We start from the raw sequence: 16,284 nt of genomic DNA on the forward strand, positions 1-16,284 counted from the left end.
AATCGACCAATTGGATACCCGGCACCGATGTTGCGGTCGAGCAGCTCGTCGATGTGCGACACGATGCCGATTACATGTGACACTCGTAGGATAGATCGATTCCAGGATAATATACTTGGGACGGGCGTTGCACATTGTTGGCGTTAAGCCAGTTTCACGCACATGAGCTTCGCGTCATCCTTCCTTTCTGCAAGACCTATTGAGACGATTAACGAGATTATGGCTGAAGTAGACGAAGGCACTCGGCTAGATGGAACAGTCGTCACGAGCCACGCGCGAGAGCACTCTGTAATCCGTAAGAATACCGGATAGTTAGAGTTCTGCTCTGCCCTTCATCTTCAGATTGTACGCTCGACGCGCTTAATCATGGCCTCAGAGCATTATTGTCGAACTTGAGTTACGGCAGCAGGGCTGTCCTTCAGATGAATCCTGAGCGAACATTTACGCAATAGCTTTCCCTATCACGCGCTGCATTTTGTCCCCACATGGGGATTGCGCAAAATTCGCTCGATCGACACGCTCGGTGTCAGCGATCTCCGGTTGTCGAGGGGATAGCTAGGATCATGCATCTATGTTCAGCGCGAAGCGTAGTCGCGTTAGAAGCGCGACATCATCATGGAGTGGCAATCATGGCACTGATCAATGGTACACCAGGTGACGACATTCTGGACGGAACCCCAGTTGCGGATACGATCAATGGGCTCCCGGGTAATGACACTCTCTCAGGCCTCGGCGGTGATGACACGATCAACGGTGGAGCCGGTAACGACTCGATCGATGGTGGCGTCGACAACGACACCTTGAACGGCAACGCGGGAGACGACTCCATTCTCGGAGGAGACGGAAACGACCAGATCAGTGGCGGCGCTGGCATTGATACGATCGACGGTGGCGCTGGAGATGATACGGCCAGCGGCGACGCGGGGGACGATACGATCAATGGCGGCTCAGGGAATGATGATCTCTCCGGCAACGCCGGGGCGGATACGATCGATGGCGGCGACGGAAATGACAACGTCGACGGCGGTGCTGGAAATGACGTTCTCTCGGGGGGCGCAGGCGATGATACACTCGCAGGCGCTGCTGGCGATGACACATTGAATGGTGGTGATGGTGCTGACGTCCTGTCTGGCGGGGTGGGCGATGATACCATCAATGGTGATGCCGGCGACGATACCCTGACCGGCGGGCTCGGCAATGACACGCTGGAAGGCGGCGACGGCAATGATACCGCCAGTGGCGGCCTGGGTGATGATACGGTGAATGGCGGTCTCGGCGATGACACGCTGAATGGCGGTGCCGGTAACGACACCATGAACGGAGGCGATGGTATCGACACCCTCAATGGCGATGACGGGAACGATATCATGAACGGCGACGCCGGAAACGACACACTTAATGGTGGAGCGGGCGACGACGTCATGGATGGCGGTGCGGGTAACGACCTGCTGGCAGGTGACGCCGGTGACGACACAATCGAAGGCGGCGCTGGCGATGACGTCGCTAATGGTGGCGACGGGGCAGACGAACTGTCCGGTGGCACCGGCGTCGATACGTTAAACGGCGATGCAGGCGACGATACGCTTGCCGGCGGCAATGGAGCGGATGCGCTTGAAGGCGGCGACGGTGACGATACGCTGGCCGGCGGTGCAGGAAATGACACGCTCAACGGCGCAGCGGGCGACGATGAGCTGAGCGGCGGTAACGGCGCTGACGCGATGAACGGCGGTATCGGTGATGACGTGCTTACAGGAGGCGCCGGAACCGACGCGATCAACGCTGGCGATGGTACGGGCGCGGACTTCGGTGATGACGAAGTTACCGATCTTAGTTTCGCTGACGGTGACACCATCAGCATCGATGCGGCGCCTGGCTATGACCCGACAACGGTGGTCGTCGACGACGATGGTACCAATACCACGCTGGATTTCGGCTTCGGAACCATCACCCTCGATGGCATTACGGGCGGAGGAACCCCCTATGCCTCGATCGAGGACATAAATAACGCAGCGGGTTACACCGCTATCGAAGTTGTCTGATTATTGACGACGTAGGGCGGCACGTTGCCGCCCTACGCATTTTGCGCAATTAGGCAGTCACTATGCGTCTGGCTCACTCGGCCCGAGCAGAATCTGTTGTCAGCGCCGTTCCAGGGCGAACCACGCTCGTGTGGGTCGTCGTCTTCAGCGTGTCGGCCAACATCCTTCTGCTTGTGTTACCCTTCTACTCCATCGAGGTCTTCGACCGGGTCATCAGCAGCGGAAGCATCGAGACTCTCATCGGCCTGACCTCCCTCGGAATTGCGGCGTTGATCTTCAGCGCCTTCTTCGACGTCATTCGATTTCGATTGCTCAGCCGGTTCGCCGTCACCTTCGAACAGCGCATCGCACCGCTCATCCTGGAGGCAACCATTGCCGATCCGGCGCGACGCCGCGAAGGCTCGACGCATGATCTGGTGAAAGTTCGGGAGCTACGGAACTTCTTTTCAGGCGGCGCTGTCATTACGTTGGTCGATGCCCCGTTTCTTCCCGTCTTCATACTTATCCTCTTTCTCATCCATCCCTACTACGGCGCTATTGCGCTGACTGGCGCGGTCGTTCTGTCGATCATGGGATATGTGAGTAGCTGTATTGCCCGGGCGGAGGTCAATGAAGCGAGCGGTGCAGCCGCACGTTGTCAGATGCTAATGGATGGCATCGTACGACACGGCAACTTCATCAGGGCCATGGGCTGGACTGGAGGCGCCATCCGCGCCTTCATGCGCGCCAATGATGAGGCGTTATCTCCTGTCGTTCGCGCCAGTGAACGGGTCGCCGCGATCGCATCGGCGGCACGCATGGTGAGGTCTACCCTGCAAGTACTATCTATCGGATGTGGTGCCTGGCTTGTACTGCAAAACGAGGTACTCGCCGGCAGCCTGATCGCGAGCTCGATCATGGTCAGCCGAACCCTGCAACCGATGGAGAGCCTTATCTCTGCCTGGCGCGGGGTGACTGCGGCGCAGGAGGCATGGAAACGCGTCAGCGCCGCGGCGACATGGGTGTTGAAGCAACCTCATCGGACCCGCCTCACTGCCCCAAATGGCTTACTGGAACTCAATGGTGTCGGCTTCACCATTCCGCAGGCGAGACGTTCGATCCTGAGAGGTATTGCCTTCCGATGCAGGCCCAGCGAGATCGTCGTGGTCGTTGGTCCGACCGGCGCGGGCAAGTCCACTCTCTTGCGGATGGCGGCCGCCTTGGAGAAGCCCAGCGTCGGTGAAATCCGGCTCGACAACGCGTTGCTGGAGAGCTGGCACCCCGATCAGCTCGGAAGCTACATCGGCTATCTTCCTCAGGATGTCGAATTGCTCGCCGGTACCGTTGCTGAAGCGATCTCGGGATTTGAGGAGAGTCCGCGCGACGAAGATATCGTCATGGCGGCAACTCTGGCTGGCGCGCATCAGATGATTCTGGCACTGCCGGCCGGGTATCAAACGCAGATCGGTCGCGACGGTCATCGCCTCTCTGGTGGCCAGCGACAGCGCATCGGCTTGGCACGAGCCTTCTTCGGCAACCGTAAACTGATACTGCTCGACGAGCCCAACGCAAATCTCGATCCGGATGGGGAGGCAGCGCTGTGCACTGCGATATTGAGCGCACGATCGCAGGGCACAACCTTCCTGATCGTGACCCACCGGCCACGCCTCCTGACGATTGCGGATCACGTATTGCTGCTCCGCGACGGCACGCAGGTCGCCTTCGGTCCCGTTTCGGAAGTTCTACCCAGCAACACAGCGGGGCTCCCTTCACGCCGGGGTCCGCGTCAGCCCGACCGCCCGCAACTGCTATCTGGCTAGGAGCAGGAATTGTGACAACTCACGTCCACGAACTTTTACTCGGTGCAACGAGCAGCCACGAAATCCTGGAGAAACCCAGGTCCGATGCCCGACGACTCATAAAATGGGGAGCCTTCCTTTTAGCGATTCAATTCGGCGGATTCGGCCTTTGGGCTACATTCGTCCCGCTGCGCAGCGCCGTCATCGCTCCCGGTATCATAAAGGTCCAATCCAAGCGGAAGGCGGTGCAACATTTCGACGGTGGGATATTGAAGACCATTTATGTCCGCGAGAACGAGCAAGTCGAGGCCGGTCAGATCGTTGCAAAACTCGATACGACCCAAGTTGAGGGAAGCCTTGGCGTATTAGAGACAAAATTGTTTGCTGATCTCTCGCTGGATGCACGGTTACTCGCTGAACAAATGCAGTCCACCGCTATTTCATTTCCTGACGAATTACGGAATTCTCCTCGCCCCGAAGCAAAGACGGCAATTCAGACCCAGGAGACGGAGTTCGCGACGCGATCAAGTGCATTGACCGGCGAGCGGAAATTGATCGATCAGCAGACCCGACAACTCATGGACACGGCCCATGGCCTCGAAAACAGCAGGACAAGCCTGCAAGAGCAACTTCAGTTTCTTCAGGAAGAAATACGAGATACAGCATCGCTATTGGAAAAAGGGCTCGCACGAAAGCCACGCGTACTTGCGTTGAAGAGGGCGGAAGCGGACATGCAGGCCCAACTCACGCGCAATCTGACCCAGCAAGCAGAAACACGCGGGAAAATCGCAGAACTCGTCGATCGTGGAAAACAGCTGGGTCTCAACCAAAGTCAGGATATCGCAAAACAGAGTCACGCAACGCGAGAATCGATCGGCGATCTCAGACATCGGATTGGCGCATTGCGTGAACAACTGGCGCGGACTGATTTACGCGCACCGGAGTCGGGACGGGTTGTTCGCCTCAACAGCAGGGAATTGAACACTGTGTTAGCGCCTCGAGAGACACTCATGGAGATCGTGCCCATCGAGGATCGCCTCGTCATCGAGGCATCGCTGCGGCCGCAGGATCGCGAGGAAGTCATGGCGGGGCAGAACGCTCGTATCCGCATCATTGCCCTCAACATTCGCCGCCGACCCATGCTGGAAGGCCAGGTGACTGCTGTCGCGGCGGATGCGTTCACTGACACGAAGAGCGGCGTCACATCCTACATGGCAGAAATTGATTTGCAGCGATCACCGGAGGTCGAACCTCATCTCACGACTTTGAAGCCCGGCCTTCCGGTCGAAGTCTTTGTTGAAACAGGCATAAGAACATTTGCGGAGTACTTAATTCAGCCGCTGCGCCTACGCGTCCACCGTGCCTTCCGGGAGAGTTGACGCCTTGGCGGAATATTGAACACACAAATTCTTTGGGAGGCATTTATGCAGCAAGGATACCAACAGGAAAACGACCGCTCTGACACCATCGGCTCACTGGCCTTCAGACTTCGAGCTACTCCGGCGAATCCATTGCCCCGCCCCAGCCGCAACTCCAGTGCGCCACAAAACCTGTGGTTTGCGCGATCCTTAGCCCGACTGCTCGAATGCAAACGCTGCTACGCTGCGTTCTTGTCTCCAGAAGGAGATCTACTCGATCAGACTTCAGTTGGATTACCCGCGCCCAGTCCCGCATCGGATGCGTTGGCGAGATCCATCTCGGAGACTTTCAACGGAGACGGCAATTTCATATATCAGTCGTCTACGTCGCCAAACGGGTTTGCACGCCGGCTGATCGGAACGCGCCCGGTCTACGGGCACCACTCGGTCATTGGACGTGTATGTACGGTCTCTGGGGATACTGCCATCTTTATTGCGGGATGGTGGCAGGTGCAGATTCCTGATGCAGAATTCGCTACCGCTAGGCGCGCGATCGAGCTCCTATGGGATGCGGTCGCTGATCTGACAAAGACCACACTGCAGTCTCATCAAATGTGGCTGGATGACATTGAGTCACCCGCCCTGACCATTGACGAAAATCTGATCGTTCGGAGCATGAACAGCGGGTTTCGGCGACTTGTCGGCGAAGGTGTCATCACTCTCGACGGTGGTACGCTCTCGGGATCGACCCCCCTCATCACCACCCAGCTCAGGGACGCTGTTCGAGCCGCTATCATTCCGGATCCAAACCAAAAGAACGTCGGATCGACCGTGCTCATCTCGCAAGAGGAGCAGCGATTTTTGTTTGCTGTGATCGGTTCAATCCCTGGAAATACCGATCCCAATCTTGCTCTCATCTACGTTCCTCAATTCAATGAGGAGGCCGGTGCCCAGCGCATTGCTCTCGCGTTTGGCTTGAGTTGGGTGGAGGCGCGGATTGTTCGCTGTATTCTCCGCGGGCGCTGTCCACGCGCCATCGGATTGGAACTTGGTTTCACGGAAGAAACCGTACGGACTTACATCAAACGCGTCATGCTGAAAGTTGGAATCAATCGCCAATCGGAATTTTTCGTTCTGCATAGTCGAACATTCTCACCGTTCAAGTTGCGACAGCCCGGGGCACCCTACATCACCACATCTTCATCCATGTAAAATCGTGGAGTTCCCGCGGGCATCCAGACGTGATCAGATGGCGCATCGGCAACAGATTGGGATATTGTTAGCGCTGCCCCTCGTTATAGGAATATCGCACGCGGCGACTGCTGGAGATTTGATCATACCGTTATCGTGCGACATTGGTCGCACGTGTTTCATCCAGAATTACGTAGACATCGACGATAGTCCCTCGGCCAAGGACTACATGTGCGGGACATTGACCTATGACGGCCATAACGGCGTCGATTTTCGATTAACGTCACATGGCGGACAGCAGAAGCCGGTTCACGTCGTCGTAGCCGCCGAGGGCACGGTGCTGCGAACTCGCGACGGCCTTGCGGACAGCCCTGTGAAAGGCGACAGGCGCGATGCAGCCAAAGGAAATGAATGCGGCAATGGCGTTGTTGTCAGACATTCCGGAGATCGCGAAACCCAGTACTGCCATATGGCCAAAGACAGCATCTTGGTAAGAGCTGGAGATACAGTCCGCGCCGGCCAAGTTCTCGGTGCCGTCGGCATGTCGGGGCTAACTGAGTATCCGCATCTACACTTTATTGTGCGGCGAGAAGGGAAGGTCATCGATCCCTTTGGAGCAGGCTTGATGCCTGGCGCTTGCGGCAGTCATACTGAAAGTGAATGGACGGACGATGCTCGGGTTCGTCTGGCCTATTCACCGCGCGCAGTCTTGAACTTCGGATTCGCTACCGAAGCAGTCACGAACGATATGATCGAGGTTGACGCTGTCTCTCAGCGCAAGCCAACTACGAAATCTGAAGCCCTTGTCGTTTATGTTCGGACAATTGGCTTGAAGACGGGCGACGAACAGTCACTGACGCTGCGCGATCCCGACGGCAGGATCATCGCCGAGAAGGGTCCAGTTGCAGTTGCGCAAAATCAGGCCCAGACGCTTCTCTTCATCGGAAAAAAGCGGTCCACCGAACCTTGGCCAGGCGGAGTATATTCCGCGACATATATCGTCGGGCGTAACGGCGCCCCGATGTTGAACCAGGTATTTCGTCATGATCTGCGTTAGCGGGTCCATTTTCTATCACGCCTCGACATTCATCTGTACACCTGCGTCGCTCTCTCAGGAGGTGGGCTCTCTGGCGGGTGCCTCCGAAGAATTCTGAAAATAATCCTTGACGTCATTCCAGTTCAGATTATATTCCCTTGCATCCCGTCCCACTTTGAGGGGCGTTGCCAGGGACGCTTGTTAGCGCGGGGCGGGATGTGGCGCCTGCGGGCGGGAGGGAGACGTTCCCTCACGCACTCGGGAGGCCTTGGGTCACCGTCCGGCCCCACTACGGGGGTCTGCCACTCATGCTGGCTGGACGTGGCATTGGTGAACGGCGGGAAACCGTCGGGATAAGCGGACTGCGGAGCTTTGCGCCTTTGCCCGGAAGAACGGTCCCGGGGACAGAAATCGCCACGATGGAGCGTCGAAAGGCGTTTCCGCGGCCTCTGTGGTCCGGCGATCCGGACACTACGCTGCGGCACTGTACCCAAGTCGCGCCTTTCGGCGCTTCATCTCCCTCATTTTCGAGGGAGACCACCGGGACCGCCACGCACGCGCACAGGCGCGGGCAAGGACGGCGCGTGACCGTCACCCAAGTCACTCATATCCAGTCATCATCGTCACAACGGGAGTTCACATGATCATCTCGCAACACGACGCCTGGCATCTCGCGCAGCGCGCCAGGGACAAGAGCGACCTGGCGGCCAAGAGGTTGTCGGACATGATCGTCGCCGTCTGCATCGAGGAGATCGAGCGCGGTAATGCGAACATCCTGCGCACCCATCGCACTTGCGTCATCAAGGCCTGTCGTCGTGCACACCATTGCACAGGCAGCCGGCCGATCTGTCTTCTGTTTCAACGACGGCGCGTTCTGAATGCAGAGCAGCAGCAAGCGATACTGGACGAAATGTATTGGCGCGTCCTGGAGGCGCTCGTCGCCAGCGAGGCGGCGTGATGGATTTGTTAACCGGCATCGCGCGCTGCGGCAGCGCTACCGTGACACCGCCTGCGGGGTCCGTTAGTGTCGCGCGCAATAGTGCGCGCCGATGCGCGCTCATAGCCGGGGTTTCGCGACATGCGCGCAGTGACGATGACGACGTTTTCCGCTTGGCGCCCGCGCGGCATCGCACTCGCTGTCATCGCGGTGCTGGCGCTGCTCGATGTCACGCTGCTGGTGGCGCGCGAATTGCCGAGCGTGCCGGTGCTGCAGAAGGTCGGATTCGACATGGAGTCCGCAGGCTTCAAGGCGCGCTTCGCCAACGATGCGGCAGGCAAACTGGCTTTGAGCAAATTGCCGGCCTATCGCTTCGTCGTGCACACCACGCCGAACGGCCCGCGCTATCTCTATGCCGACCCCGCCAAATGCATGTGCACCTTCGTGGGAAATCGCGACAATTATCTGAACTATCAGGATATCGTGCGCCGTGGTCTGCCGCAGGCGGATTACGTGGCGCCGGACTACAAGACGCAGGCGAGTGCGTTGCTCTCGGACGATCCGATCGCGTCGGACCAGATCGACTGGCAGCCCGACAGTCTCGCGGATGCGTTCCGGGATTATTACTGATCTCGATCTCTCCCCGCGCGGCGAAGCTTGGCTTCGACCGGCGGGGAGAGATCAGAACATCAGCCGTCGATCTTGCCCGCGATGATCGGGCCGAACAGCTCCCACTTCTCGCCCTTGAAGCGCTGCATCTGCAGCTGCTCGATCGGGTAGAAGTCGGTCGCGGAGGTCGAGATGGTCACGCCGGGCAGCAATGTGTCGGGCGCGAATTCCTTGAGGTTGGCTGCTTCCTTCATGATGTTCGCGCGGGTCAGGTTGTCACCGGCCTGCTTGAGCACCTGAACGATGGTCTGCGCCTGGCCATAGCCATAGACGACCGAGCCGTCGCTCCTGTCCATGGTGGGGGCATATTTGGCGAGGAAGGCGTAGAATTTCTTCATGCCCTCGTCATTATCCCAGCTGGAATCGGCGCCGTCCTTGGCGTAGTTCGCCGACAGGATGCCCTGGGCGATCTCGTAACCCGCCGGCTTCATCACGCCGCCGACCGAAGAGCCGACATTGCTCTGGATGAAGGTTGGTTTCCAGCTGAGCTCCGCCACTTTCTTGATCGCCTGCGCAGCGAATTTCGGCGTGGTGAAGCTGACAAAGGTGTCGGCATTGGTCGACTTCAGCTTGACGATGTGGGACTCGATGGTCGGCTCCGACACTTCATAGCTTTCCTCGGCGACAATCATCGATGCCGCCTTGGCGCCGAGACCATCCTTCAGACCCTTCAGCATGTCTTTGCCGAAATCGTCGTTCTGGTACATGACCGCGATCTTGGCGTCGGGCTTTTCCCGCAGCAGATAGGCTGCATAGATCCTGGACTCGCTCTGATAGGCGGGCTGCCAGCCCATGGTCCAGGGGAAGTCCTTGTAGTCGCCGAACTTGGTCGCGCCGGTGGCCACGAACAGCTGCGGCACCTTCTTCGCATTCATGTATTTCTGAATGGCAGAGTTCGACGGGGTTCCGAGCGAGCTGGCAATGAACAGCACTTCGTCCGACTCGACGAGCTTGCGCGCCTGCTCCACAGCCTTCGGCGGCGAGTAGCCGTCGTCATAGGTGATGTAATTGATCTTGCGGCCGTTGATGCCACCCTGATCGTTGATCATCTTGAAATAGGCTTCTTCCATCTTGCCGATCACGCCATAGGCGGATGCGGGCCCGCTATAGGGCATGATGTTGCCGATCTTGATCTCGGTATCGCTGGCGCCGGTGTCGTATTTTTTCTGGGCGAAGGCAGTACCGCCAAGGGCCGCACTGAGGGCTGCGGCAACCGTGAACGTCATTGCACGCGAGCTTAACGAAGGCATTTCTGATCTCCCTGATCTCTGGATAAAACCGCGCGTATTCTTGTTTTTATTGAATGCTGCGGCGCGTCGGATTGAATACTTTTCCGCTGCAACTAGCAAGAAAAAGCCCCTCACGACTTTCGTCGTAAGGGGCTGTTTTATTAAGCAGTTTTAATGTTCCAGCGCGAGTTGTTGCAACGCGCTTTGTCGCTGTCTTCCCAGTCGTCATGCCCGGGTTTGTCCCGGGCATCCACGTCTTGGCTACAAGCTAAGAAGGCGTGGATGGCCGGGACAAGCCCGGCCGTGACGAAGCGTAAGACGGTCGCATTTTTGTGAACGATTACCCGCCGAGCTTGCTGTCGATCGGCGGGCCGAACACATCCCACTTCTCGCCGGTGAAGCGCATCATGCGCAGCTGCTCGATCGGATAGAAATCGGTCGCCGAGGTGTTGATCTTGACGCCCGGCAACAGCGTGTCGGGTGCGAAGTCCTTCAGGCTGGCGGCCTGTTTCATGATGTTGGCACGGGTCAGGTCGTCGCCGGCCTGCTTGAGGACCTGAACCACGGTCTGTGCCTGGCCGTAGCCATAGGCAGCCGAGCTTTCGGCCGGATTGGCGAAGGGGGCGTATTTGGCCAGGAAGTCGAGATACTTCTTCATGCCCTCATCGTCCTTCCACTGCGGGTCGATGGCATCCTTGGCATAGGCCAGCGACAGCACGCCCTGCGCATTGTCGATACCCGCCGGACGCATCACGGCGCCGACCGAGGAGCCGACATTGCTCTGGAAGAACATTGGCTTCCAGCCAATCTCGGCGACCTTCTTGATCGCCTGGGCAGCGAATTTCGGCGTCGAGATCGAGACGAAGATGTCGGCGCCCGAGGCCTTCATCTTGACGATGTGCGAGTCAATGGTCGGCTCGGACACTTCATAGCTGTCTTCAGCCACGATCATCGAGGCCTTCTCGCCGAGGCCGTCCTTGAGACCCTTCAGCATGTCCTTGCCGAGGTCGTCGTTCTGGTAGAACACGGCGATCTTGCCGTTCGGCTTCTCGGTGATCGCGTATTGCGCGAAGATGCGGCCTTCGCTCTGATAGGCTGGCTGCCAGCCCATCGTCCATGGCGCGGTCTTGTACTCGCCGAACTTGGTCGCGCCGGTGGCGACGAACAGCTGCGGGATCTTCTTGGCGTTCAGGTACTTCATGATCGCGGTGTTCGACGGCGTGCCGAGCGGACCGAACACGAACAGAACTTCGTCGGATTCGACCAGCTTGCGGGTCTGTTCCACAGCCTTGGCCGGGCTGTAGGCATCGTCATAGCTGACGAAGGTGATCTTGCGGCCGTTGATGCCGCCCTGATCGTTGATCATCTTGAAGTAGGCTTCTTCCATCTTCCCGATGATGCCGTAGGCCGAAGCCGGGCCGCTATAGGGAATGATGTTGCCGATCTTGATCTCGGTATCGCTCGCCCCGGTGTCGTATTTCTTCTGGGCATTCGCGGAAGTTGAGAAGGCGAGAAACGCAAACGCCGCGCTCGAAAGCGCGGCGGTGCGCAGAAAGTTTCTGCAGTTCATAGGTCCTCAGTGTTTACGTAGTTTGCCTATCAAGCCCTGTGCCAAATAAGCGAGTTGCCTGGCCCCGTTCGGGAGCAGGAAGATGATGATGATCAGGATGACGCCAAACACGGCGCCAGACAGACCCTTCGAGACGTGTTCCGCAATATTCGGAACGAAGACGATGAAAGCCGCACCGGCCAGCGAGCCCGGCAGCCAGCCAACGCCGCCGACGACCATGCCGAGGAACAGCGCGATGGCGAGCTGGATGGTGTAACCATCCGGCGCGACGAACTGCACGGCGATGGCACCGAGACCGCCAGCAACGCCGGTGATGCCGGCGCTGACGCCGAAAGCCAGCGTCTTGTAGAGCGAGACGTCCACGCCCATCGCAGATGCGGCGATTTCGTTGTCGCGGATCGCCATCATGGCCCGGCCTGACCGCGACTTCAGCAGGTTGACCGAGAGGATGTAGATCAGGATCGTGACCGCGAGGGTGAAGAAGTACAGCCACATGTCCTGCGACACTTTCAGACCCAGTGAGGCCAGGATTTCCGGTGCATCAGGCTTGGTGACGACGAGGCCCTGTACGCCGCCGGTCCAGTGTTCGAACACGCCGAGCTTCAGGAGCTGCGGCATCGCCACCGCGAGGGCGAAGGTCGCCAGCGCGAGGTAGATGCCGGACAGTCGAAGCGCCGGCAGGCCGAACAGGAAGCCGGCGATGAAGCAGACCAGACCAGCCACAGGAAGCGTTAGTGCGTAGTTGACGCCGACATGTTCCATGAGGATTGCCGACGTATAGGCGCCGAGGGCGTAGAACGCGCTCTGGCCGAGTGAGAACTGGCCGCTGGCGCCGGTCAGGATGTTCAGTGCGAGAACCGCGATGGCGTAGATCAGCCACATGGTCATCTGGAAGATGATGAAGTTCTTCACGAACAGTGGTGTGACGATGAGCAGCGCCAGGATGATCAGCGATGCCAGCGGGCCGAGCGCCATTGCCTTTTTGGGAACGGCAGCGACCGCGGGAGCGGCGGAGACGTCTTGAACGGTGCTCATGATCAAACTCGCTTCACGATGGCACGGCCGAACAGGCCATTGGGTTTGACGACCAGCACGGTGATGATCAGCGCCAGGGCGATGGGCAGTTTCAGCTCATTGCCGACACCCGGGATATAGGTGCCGACGAGGTTCTCGAAGACGCCGACAAGGAACCCGCCGATGACAGCACCCAGTGGGCTCGTGAGCCCGCCGACGACGGCCGCGGCAAATCCGTAGATCAGCACGCCGCCCATCATGTTGGGCTCGAGGAACACGACGGGGGCGATCAGCATACCGGCGATCGAACCGATCGCAGCTGCCATGCCCCAGCCGAGTGCAATCATCCATGACGTGTTGATGCCGACCAGCCGCGCCGATTCAGGCATCGACGCCGCTGCCCGCATCGCAAGGCCCACGCGGGTGTAGCGGAAGAAGATGAACAGCAGGACGAGCAGGATGATCGTCACGCCGATCATGCCAGCCTGATGCGTCGAGATCAGCTGGCTGCCCAGGAAGGGCGACGAGCCGAACGGCGAGGGAAACTGCTTGATGGTGAAATCCCAGGTCAGGCCCGCGACGCTGTTGATGATGGCGAACAGCGCGATGAAACCGGCGACGTGGGTCAGCACCGGCGCCTTGGCGAGCGGCTTGAACAAAGCCCGCTCGATGACGATGCCGCCGACAAAGGAGAAAATCAGCGTGAGCGCGAATGCGCCCCAATAGGGTATGCCCCACTGCATCATCTGCCAGGCGACGAAGGTCGAGAACATCGCCATTTCGCCCTGGGCGAAGTTCAGGTGGTCGATCGCCTGGTAGATCATGACCACGGCGAGCGCCATACAGGCGTAGATCGCGCCGGTGGCGATGCCAGCCAGGACTTGGTTGGTAAAGAGTTCCATGGCCGCCCCCTCAATATCCCAGATACGATTTACGGACGTCTTCATTATTCGCGATCTCGTCGGCGGTGCCGGACATCACGATGCGTCCTGTTTCGATGACATAGGCCTTGTCGGCGAGTTCGAGCGCGAGCTGTGCGTTCTGTTCGACGACAAGGATGCTGACCTTGTCCTCTCGGTTGATCTTGCCGAGGATCTTGAACAGATCCCGCACGATCAGCGGCGCAAGGCCAAAGGACGGCTCGTCCAGCAGCATCAGGCGGGGACGCAGCATCAGCGCGCGGGCGACCGCGAGCATCTGCTGTTCGCCGCCGGAGAGTGTGCCGGCCTGCTGGGTATGGCGCTGCTTGAGCACCGGGAAATGGGCATACATGCGCTCGATGTCGTCACCGATCGCCTTGGTGTCCTTGCGACTGATCGCGCCGAGCTGCAGGTTCTCTTCCACCGTCATGGTGGTGAAGGTGCCGCGGCCCTGTGGCACATGGGCGATGCCCAGCCGCACGATGCTTTCGGTCGACTTGTTGTCGAGCTTCTTGCCCTCGAACTCGATCGAGCCTGTGGAGCGGATCATGTTGCAGATCGAGCGCAGCGTGGTGGTCTTGCCGGCACCGTTGGCGCCGAGCAGGGTGGTCAGGCTGCCTTCCTGCAGTTCGAATTCGAGGCCGTGCAGTGCCTGGACCTGGCCGTAATACGCACGCAGGTCTTTTACGTGAAGCATCGCGGTCATGAGTCTTTGTCTCCCAGATAGGCCTTGATCACAGCAGGGTCTTTCTGGACGGCAGCAGGTGTGCCTTCAGCGAGCTTCTTGCCGAAATTCAATGCGACGACATGGTCGGCGATCGACATCACGAGACCCATGTGATGCTCGACGAGGAGTACCGTCACGCCGCGATCGTCGCGGATGCGACGGATCAGGTCGCCAAGGATGTAGACTTCCTCATGGTTGAGACCGCCTGCGGGCTCGTCGAGCAGCAGGATCTTCGGTTCGGCGGCGAGCGCACGCGCGAGTTCGACGCGCTTCTGCGTGCCGAACGGAAGACCGCTGACGATCGTATCGGCAACGCTGTGCAGATCGAGATAATCAAGGATGTCGTTGACGTCCTTGTTGATCGCAGCTTCTCCTGATCGAACCCATGGCAGCTTCAGCGAATCGCTGATGATGTCGCTGTTGGTGCGCGCATGTTTGCCGACGCGGACATTGTCACGCACGGTCAGGTTCGGAAACAGCGCAACATTCTGGAAGGTGCGGCCGATGCCGATCTCGGAAATCTTGTGCGCCGGACGATTCAGGATCGTCTGGCCGTCCATCAGGATATCGCCCTTGCTCGGCTGGTAGAGCCGGCTGAGGCAATTGAACAGCGTGGTCTTGCCAGCGCCGTTCGGTCCGATGAGGCCAAGGATGTGGCCCTGTTGCATGTCGAACGAGACGCCGTTCAACGCGATGATGCCACCGAACACAACGCTGACGTCGCGAACCGAAAGCAGCGGCGCCGTCGATGCGACGGGCGCGCGCTCTGCGAGTTGTGCCTGTGTCATGTGCGGTGATCCTCGATCGTCGGCTGCGGCGAAGTCTTGCGCAGGTCACGACGATGAAGGCTGTCAGAGCCCTTCAACAATGCGTGCAACTTTCCCTCCTGATTTGATTTTTTTGCTGTCGAGTTTTTTGGATTGTGGTGCAGCTGTTCCCCCGAGCGCCGCTTCGATGTTTCTTACCATCGCCAATAGCCGAGGTCCAATATCGTTGAGCAAGCGCTCTTCCGTGAAACGGAACGCGGGCGCGCCGCAATTAAAGGCATAAGGACCGGTGCCGTCATTCAATGTCATTGCAACACCGGCAGCGTGCACATCGTCCTGCCACTCGCCAGCCGAGATGACGAAGCCGTGGCGCGCGACCATTTCGCCTGCGCGCTCAAGCCCGTCGCGCATCTTCGACCAGCGATGTCCGTAGTGCTCGCGAAATTCGCGCAATAATTGGGCACGTTCTTCCGGTGGCAGCGCCCAGAAATAGGCGCGGCCCATCGCCGTGGTTGCAATGGGAATGCGCGAGCCGACGTCGAGTTGAACGCCGACAGTGAGACTGGAGCGGCTCTGCCCGAAATAGATCATGCTCAATCGATCGCGCGCGCCGACTGCGCAGGCACCGCCGGTCTGCCGCATCAATTCGTCGCGAAACGATTCCGAGAGATGCTTAACGCCTAAGTTCGCAAGTGCAGCATACCCCAGGGCCATGGCTGCTGGCGCGAGTTGATACTTCTCGAAGCGTGGCACAGGTGTAAGGTAGCCCAACTTCGTGAGTGTGTAAGTCAATCGCGAGATGGTTGGCTTCGGCAGTTTGGTGCGGGCGGCAATCTCCTGATTGCCGAGAAGCCCGTCATTGGGGCGAAATGCACGCAAGACATCCAGGCCGCGAGCCAATGCGACGACGAAATTGCGATCTGTCGCCACATTCTTCGCTGGACGTTTCATGCTTCCCAAAATTTGGTTTTGTCAGTTTCATACGATTGCACCACGGCCCTCGTTGACAAGGGACGCTCTTCAAAATAACCCTCCGTGTCAAGATGTGG

At 58.8% G+C, this 16,284-nt stretch carries 14 protein-coding genes; 7 read left to right on the top strand and 7 right to left on the bottom strand.

All coding sequences use genetic code 11. The annotated features are described in order from the left end of the window. The first annotated feature begins 629 nt into the window (after positions 1 to 629). From AB7813_RS26750 to AB7813_RS26780, 7 genes are all read left to right on the top strand, one after another. Complete coding sequence (locus AB7813_RS26750) at positions 630 to 2,039, top strand: calcium-binding protein (protein WP_120288671.1); 1,410 nt, start codon at positions 630 to 632, stop codon at positions 2,037 to 2,039. Positions 2,040 to 2,167: 128 nt separating this feature from the next. Next, positions 2,168 to 3,838 (top strand): type I secretion system permease/ATPase, encoded by a 1,671-nt coding sequence (locus AB7813_RS26755; protein ID WP_441228827.1) that lies wholly within the window; start codon positions 2,168 to 2,170, stop codon positions 3,836 to 3,838. Between the two features lie 11 nt (positions 3,839 to 3,849). Continuing rightward, a complete protein-coding gene (locus AB7813_RS26760; RefSeq protein WP_244628407.1) occupies positions 3,850 to 5,196 on the top strand; it encodes an HlyD family type I secretion periplasmic adaptor subunit in 1,347 nt (448 codons plus the stop codon). A gap of 489 nt (positions 5,197 to 5,685) precedes the next feature. Then, entirely contained in the window at positions 5,686 to 6,387 is a 702-nt protein-coding gene (locus tag AB7813_RS26765) for a helix-turn-helix transcriptional regulator (RefSeq protein ID WP_184513953.1), read from the top strand. Between the two features lie 37 nt (positions 6,388 to 6,424). Beyond that, the gene (locus tag AB7813_RS26770; RefSeq protein ID WP_120288674.1) at positions 6,425 to 7,423 is read left to right on the top strand and encodes a M23 family metallopeptidase; all 999 of its coding nucleotides are present in this window, start codon (positions 6,425 to 6,427) and stop codon (positions 7,421 to 7,423) included. Positions 7,424 to 8,042: 619 nt separating this feature from the next. Then, on the top strand, positions 8,043 to 8,360 hold the full coding sequence (locus AB7813_RS26775; protein ID WP_120288675.1) for a hypothetical protein: 318 nt from the start codon (positions 8,043 to 8,045) through the stop codon (positions 8,358 to 8,360). 135 nt (positions 8,361 to 8,495) lie between these two features. Beyond that, a complete protein-coding gene (locus tag AB7813_RS26780) occupies positions 8,496 to 8,969 on the top strand; it encodes a hypothetical protein (RefSeq protein ID WP_184513955.1) in 474 nt (157 codons plus the stop codon). Between the two features lie 59 nt (positions 8,970 to 9,028). Here AB7813_RS26780 and AB7813_RS26785 read toward each other — a convergent pair whose 3' ends face one another. From AB7813_RS26785 to AB7813_RS26815, 7 genes are all read right to left on the bottom strand, one after another. Further along, on the bottom strand, positions 9,029 to 10,234 hold the full coding sequence (locus tag AB7813_RS26785; RefSeq protein ID WP_231081190.1) for an ABC transporter substrate-binding protein: 1,206 nt from the start codon (positions 10,232 to 10,234) through the stop codon (positions 9,029 to 9,031). Between the two features lie 343 nt (positions 10,235 to 10,577). After that, positions 10,578 to 11,807 carry an ABC transporter substrate-binding protein gene (locus tag AB7813_RS26790; RefSeq protein ID WP_175365668.1) on the bottom strand — a complete coding sequence of 410 codons (1,230 nt, stop codon included), beginning with the start codon at positions 11,805 to 11,807 and terminating at the stop codon, positions 10,578 to 10,580. 6 nt (positions 11,808 to 11,813) lie between these two features. Then, a complete protein-coding gene (locus AB7813_RS26795) occupies positions 11,814 to 12,842 on the bottom strand; it encodes a branched-chain amino acid ABC transporter permease (protein ID WP_093759247.1) in 1,029 nt (342 codons plus the stop codon). A 2-nt stretch (positions 12,843 to 12,844) separates the two neighbouring features. Further along, complete coding sequence (locus tag AB7813_RS26800; RefSeq protein WP_089261600.1) at positions 12,845 to 13,723, bottom strand: branched-chain amino acid ABC transporter permease; 879 nt, start codon at positions 13,721 to 13,723, stop codon at positions 12,845 to 12,847. Positions 13,724 to 13,733: 10 nt separating this feature from the next. Beyond that, a complete protein-coding gene (locus AB7813_RS26805; RefSeq protein WP_116663743.1) occupies positions 13,734 to 14,447 on the bottom strand; it encodes an ABC transporter ATP-binding protein in 714 nt (237 codons plus the stop codon). After that, positions 14,444 to 15,256: an ABC transporter ATP-binding protein gene (locus tag AB7813_RS26810; RefSeq protein ID WP_089261596.1), complete on the bottom strand. Its 813-nt coding sequence runs from the start codon at positions 15,254 to 15,256 to the stop codon at positions 14,444 to 14,446. The genes AB7813_RS26805 and AB7813_RS26810 overlap by 4 nt, the downstream gene beginning before the upstream one ends. A 63-nt stretch (positions 15,257 to 15,319) precedes the next feature. Continuing rightward, entirely contained in the window at positions 15,320 to 16,186 is an 867-nt protein-coding gene (locus AB7813_RS26815) for an IclR family transcriptional regulator (protein ID WP_120288678.1), read from the bottom strand. Between the last annotated feature and the right edge of the window lie 98 nt (positions 16,187 to 16,284).

This window comes from Tardiphaga sp. 20_F10_N6_6 (assembly GCF_052076045.1).
GTDB lineage: Bacteria > Pseudomonadota > Alphaproteobacteria > Rhizobiales > Xanthobacteraceae > Tardiphaga > Tardiphaga robiniae.

Excerpts from the sequence above, each read along its gene's own strand:
- AB7813_RS26795 (WP_093759247.1), bottom strand. The coding sequence starts at position 12,842 with ATGAGCACCGTTCAAGACGTCTCCGCCGCTCCCGCGGTCGCTGCCGTT.
- AB7813_RS26775 (WP_120288675.1), top strand. The coding sequence starts at position 8,043 with ATGATCATCTCGCAACACGACGCCTGGCATCTCGCGCAGCGCGCCAGG.
- AB7813_RS26780 (WP_184513955.1), top strand. The coding sequence starts at position 8,496 with ATGACGACGTTTTCCGCTTGGCGCCCGCGCGGCATCGCACTCGCTGTC.
- AB7813_RS26770 (WP_120288674.1), top strand. The coding sequence starts at position 6,425 with ATGGCGCATCGGCAACAGATTGGGATATTGTTAGCGCTGCCCCTCGTT.
- AB7813_RS26810 (WP_089261596.1), bottom strand. The coding sequence starts at position 15,256 with ATGACACAGGCACAACTCGCAGAGCGCGCGCCCGTCGCATCGACGGCG.
- AB7813_RS26815 (WP_120288678.1), bottom strand. The coding sequence starts at position 16,186 with ATGAAACGTCCAGCGAAGAATGTGGCGACAGATCGCAATTTCGTCGTC.
- AB7813_RS26800 (WP_089261600.1), bottom strand. The coding sequence starts at position 13,723 with ATGGAACTCTTTACCAACCAAGTCCTGGCTGGCATCGCCACCGGCGCG.
- AB7813_RS26790 (WP_175365668.1), bottom strand. The coding sequence starts at position 11,807 with ATGAACTGCAGAAACTTTCTGCGCACCGCCGCGCTTTCGAGCGCGGCG.
- AB7813_RS26805 (WP_116663743.1), bottom strand. The coding sequence starts at position 14,447 with ATGACCGCGATGCTTCACGTAAAAGACCTGCGTGCGTATTACGGCCAG.
- AB7813_RS26750 (WP_120288671.1), top strand. The coding sequence starts at position 630 with ATGGCACTGATCAATGGTACACCAGGTGACGACATTCTGGACGGAACC.
- AB7813_RS26785 (WP_231081190.1), bottom strand. The coding sequence starts at position 10,234 with ATGACGTTCACGGTTGCCGCAGCCCTCAGTGCGGCCCTTGGCGGTACT.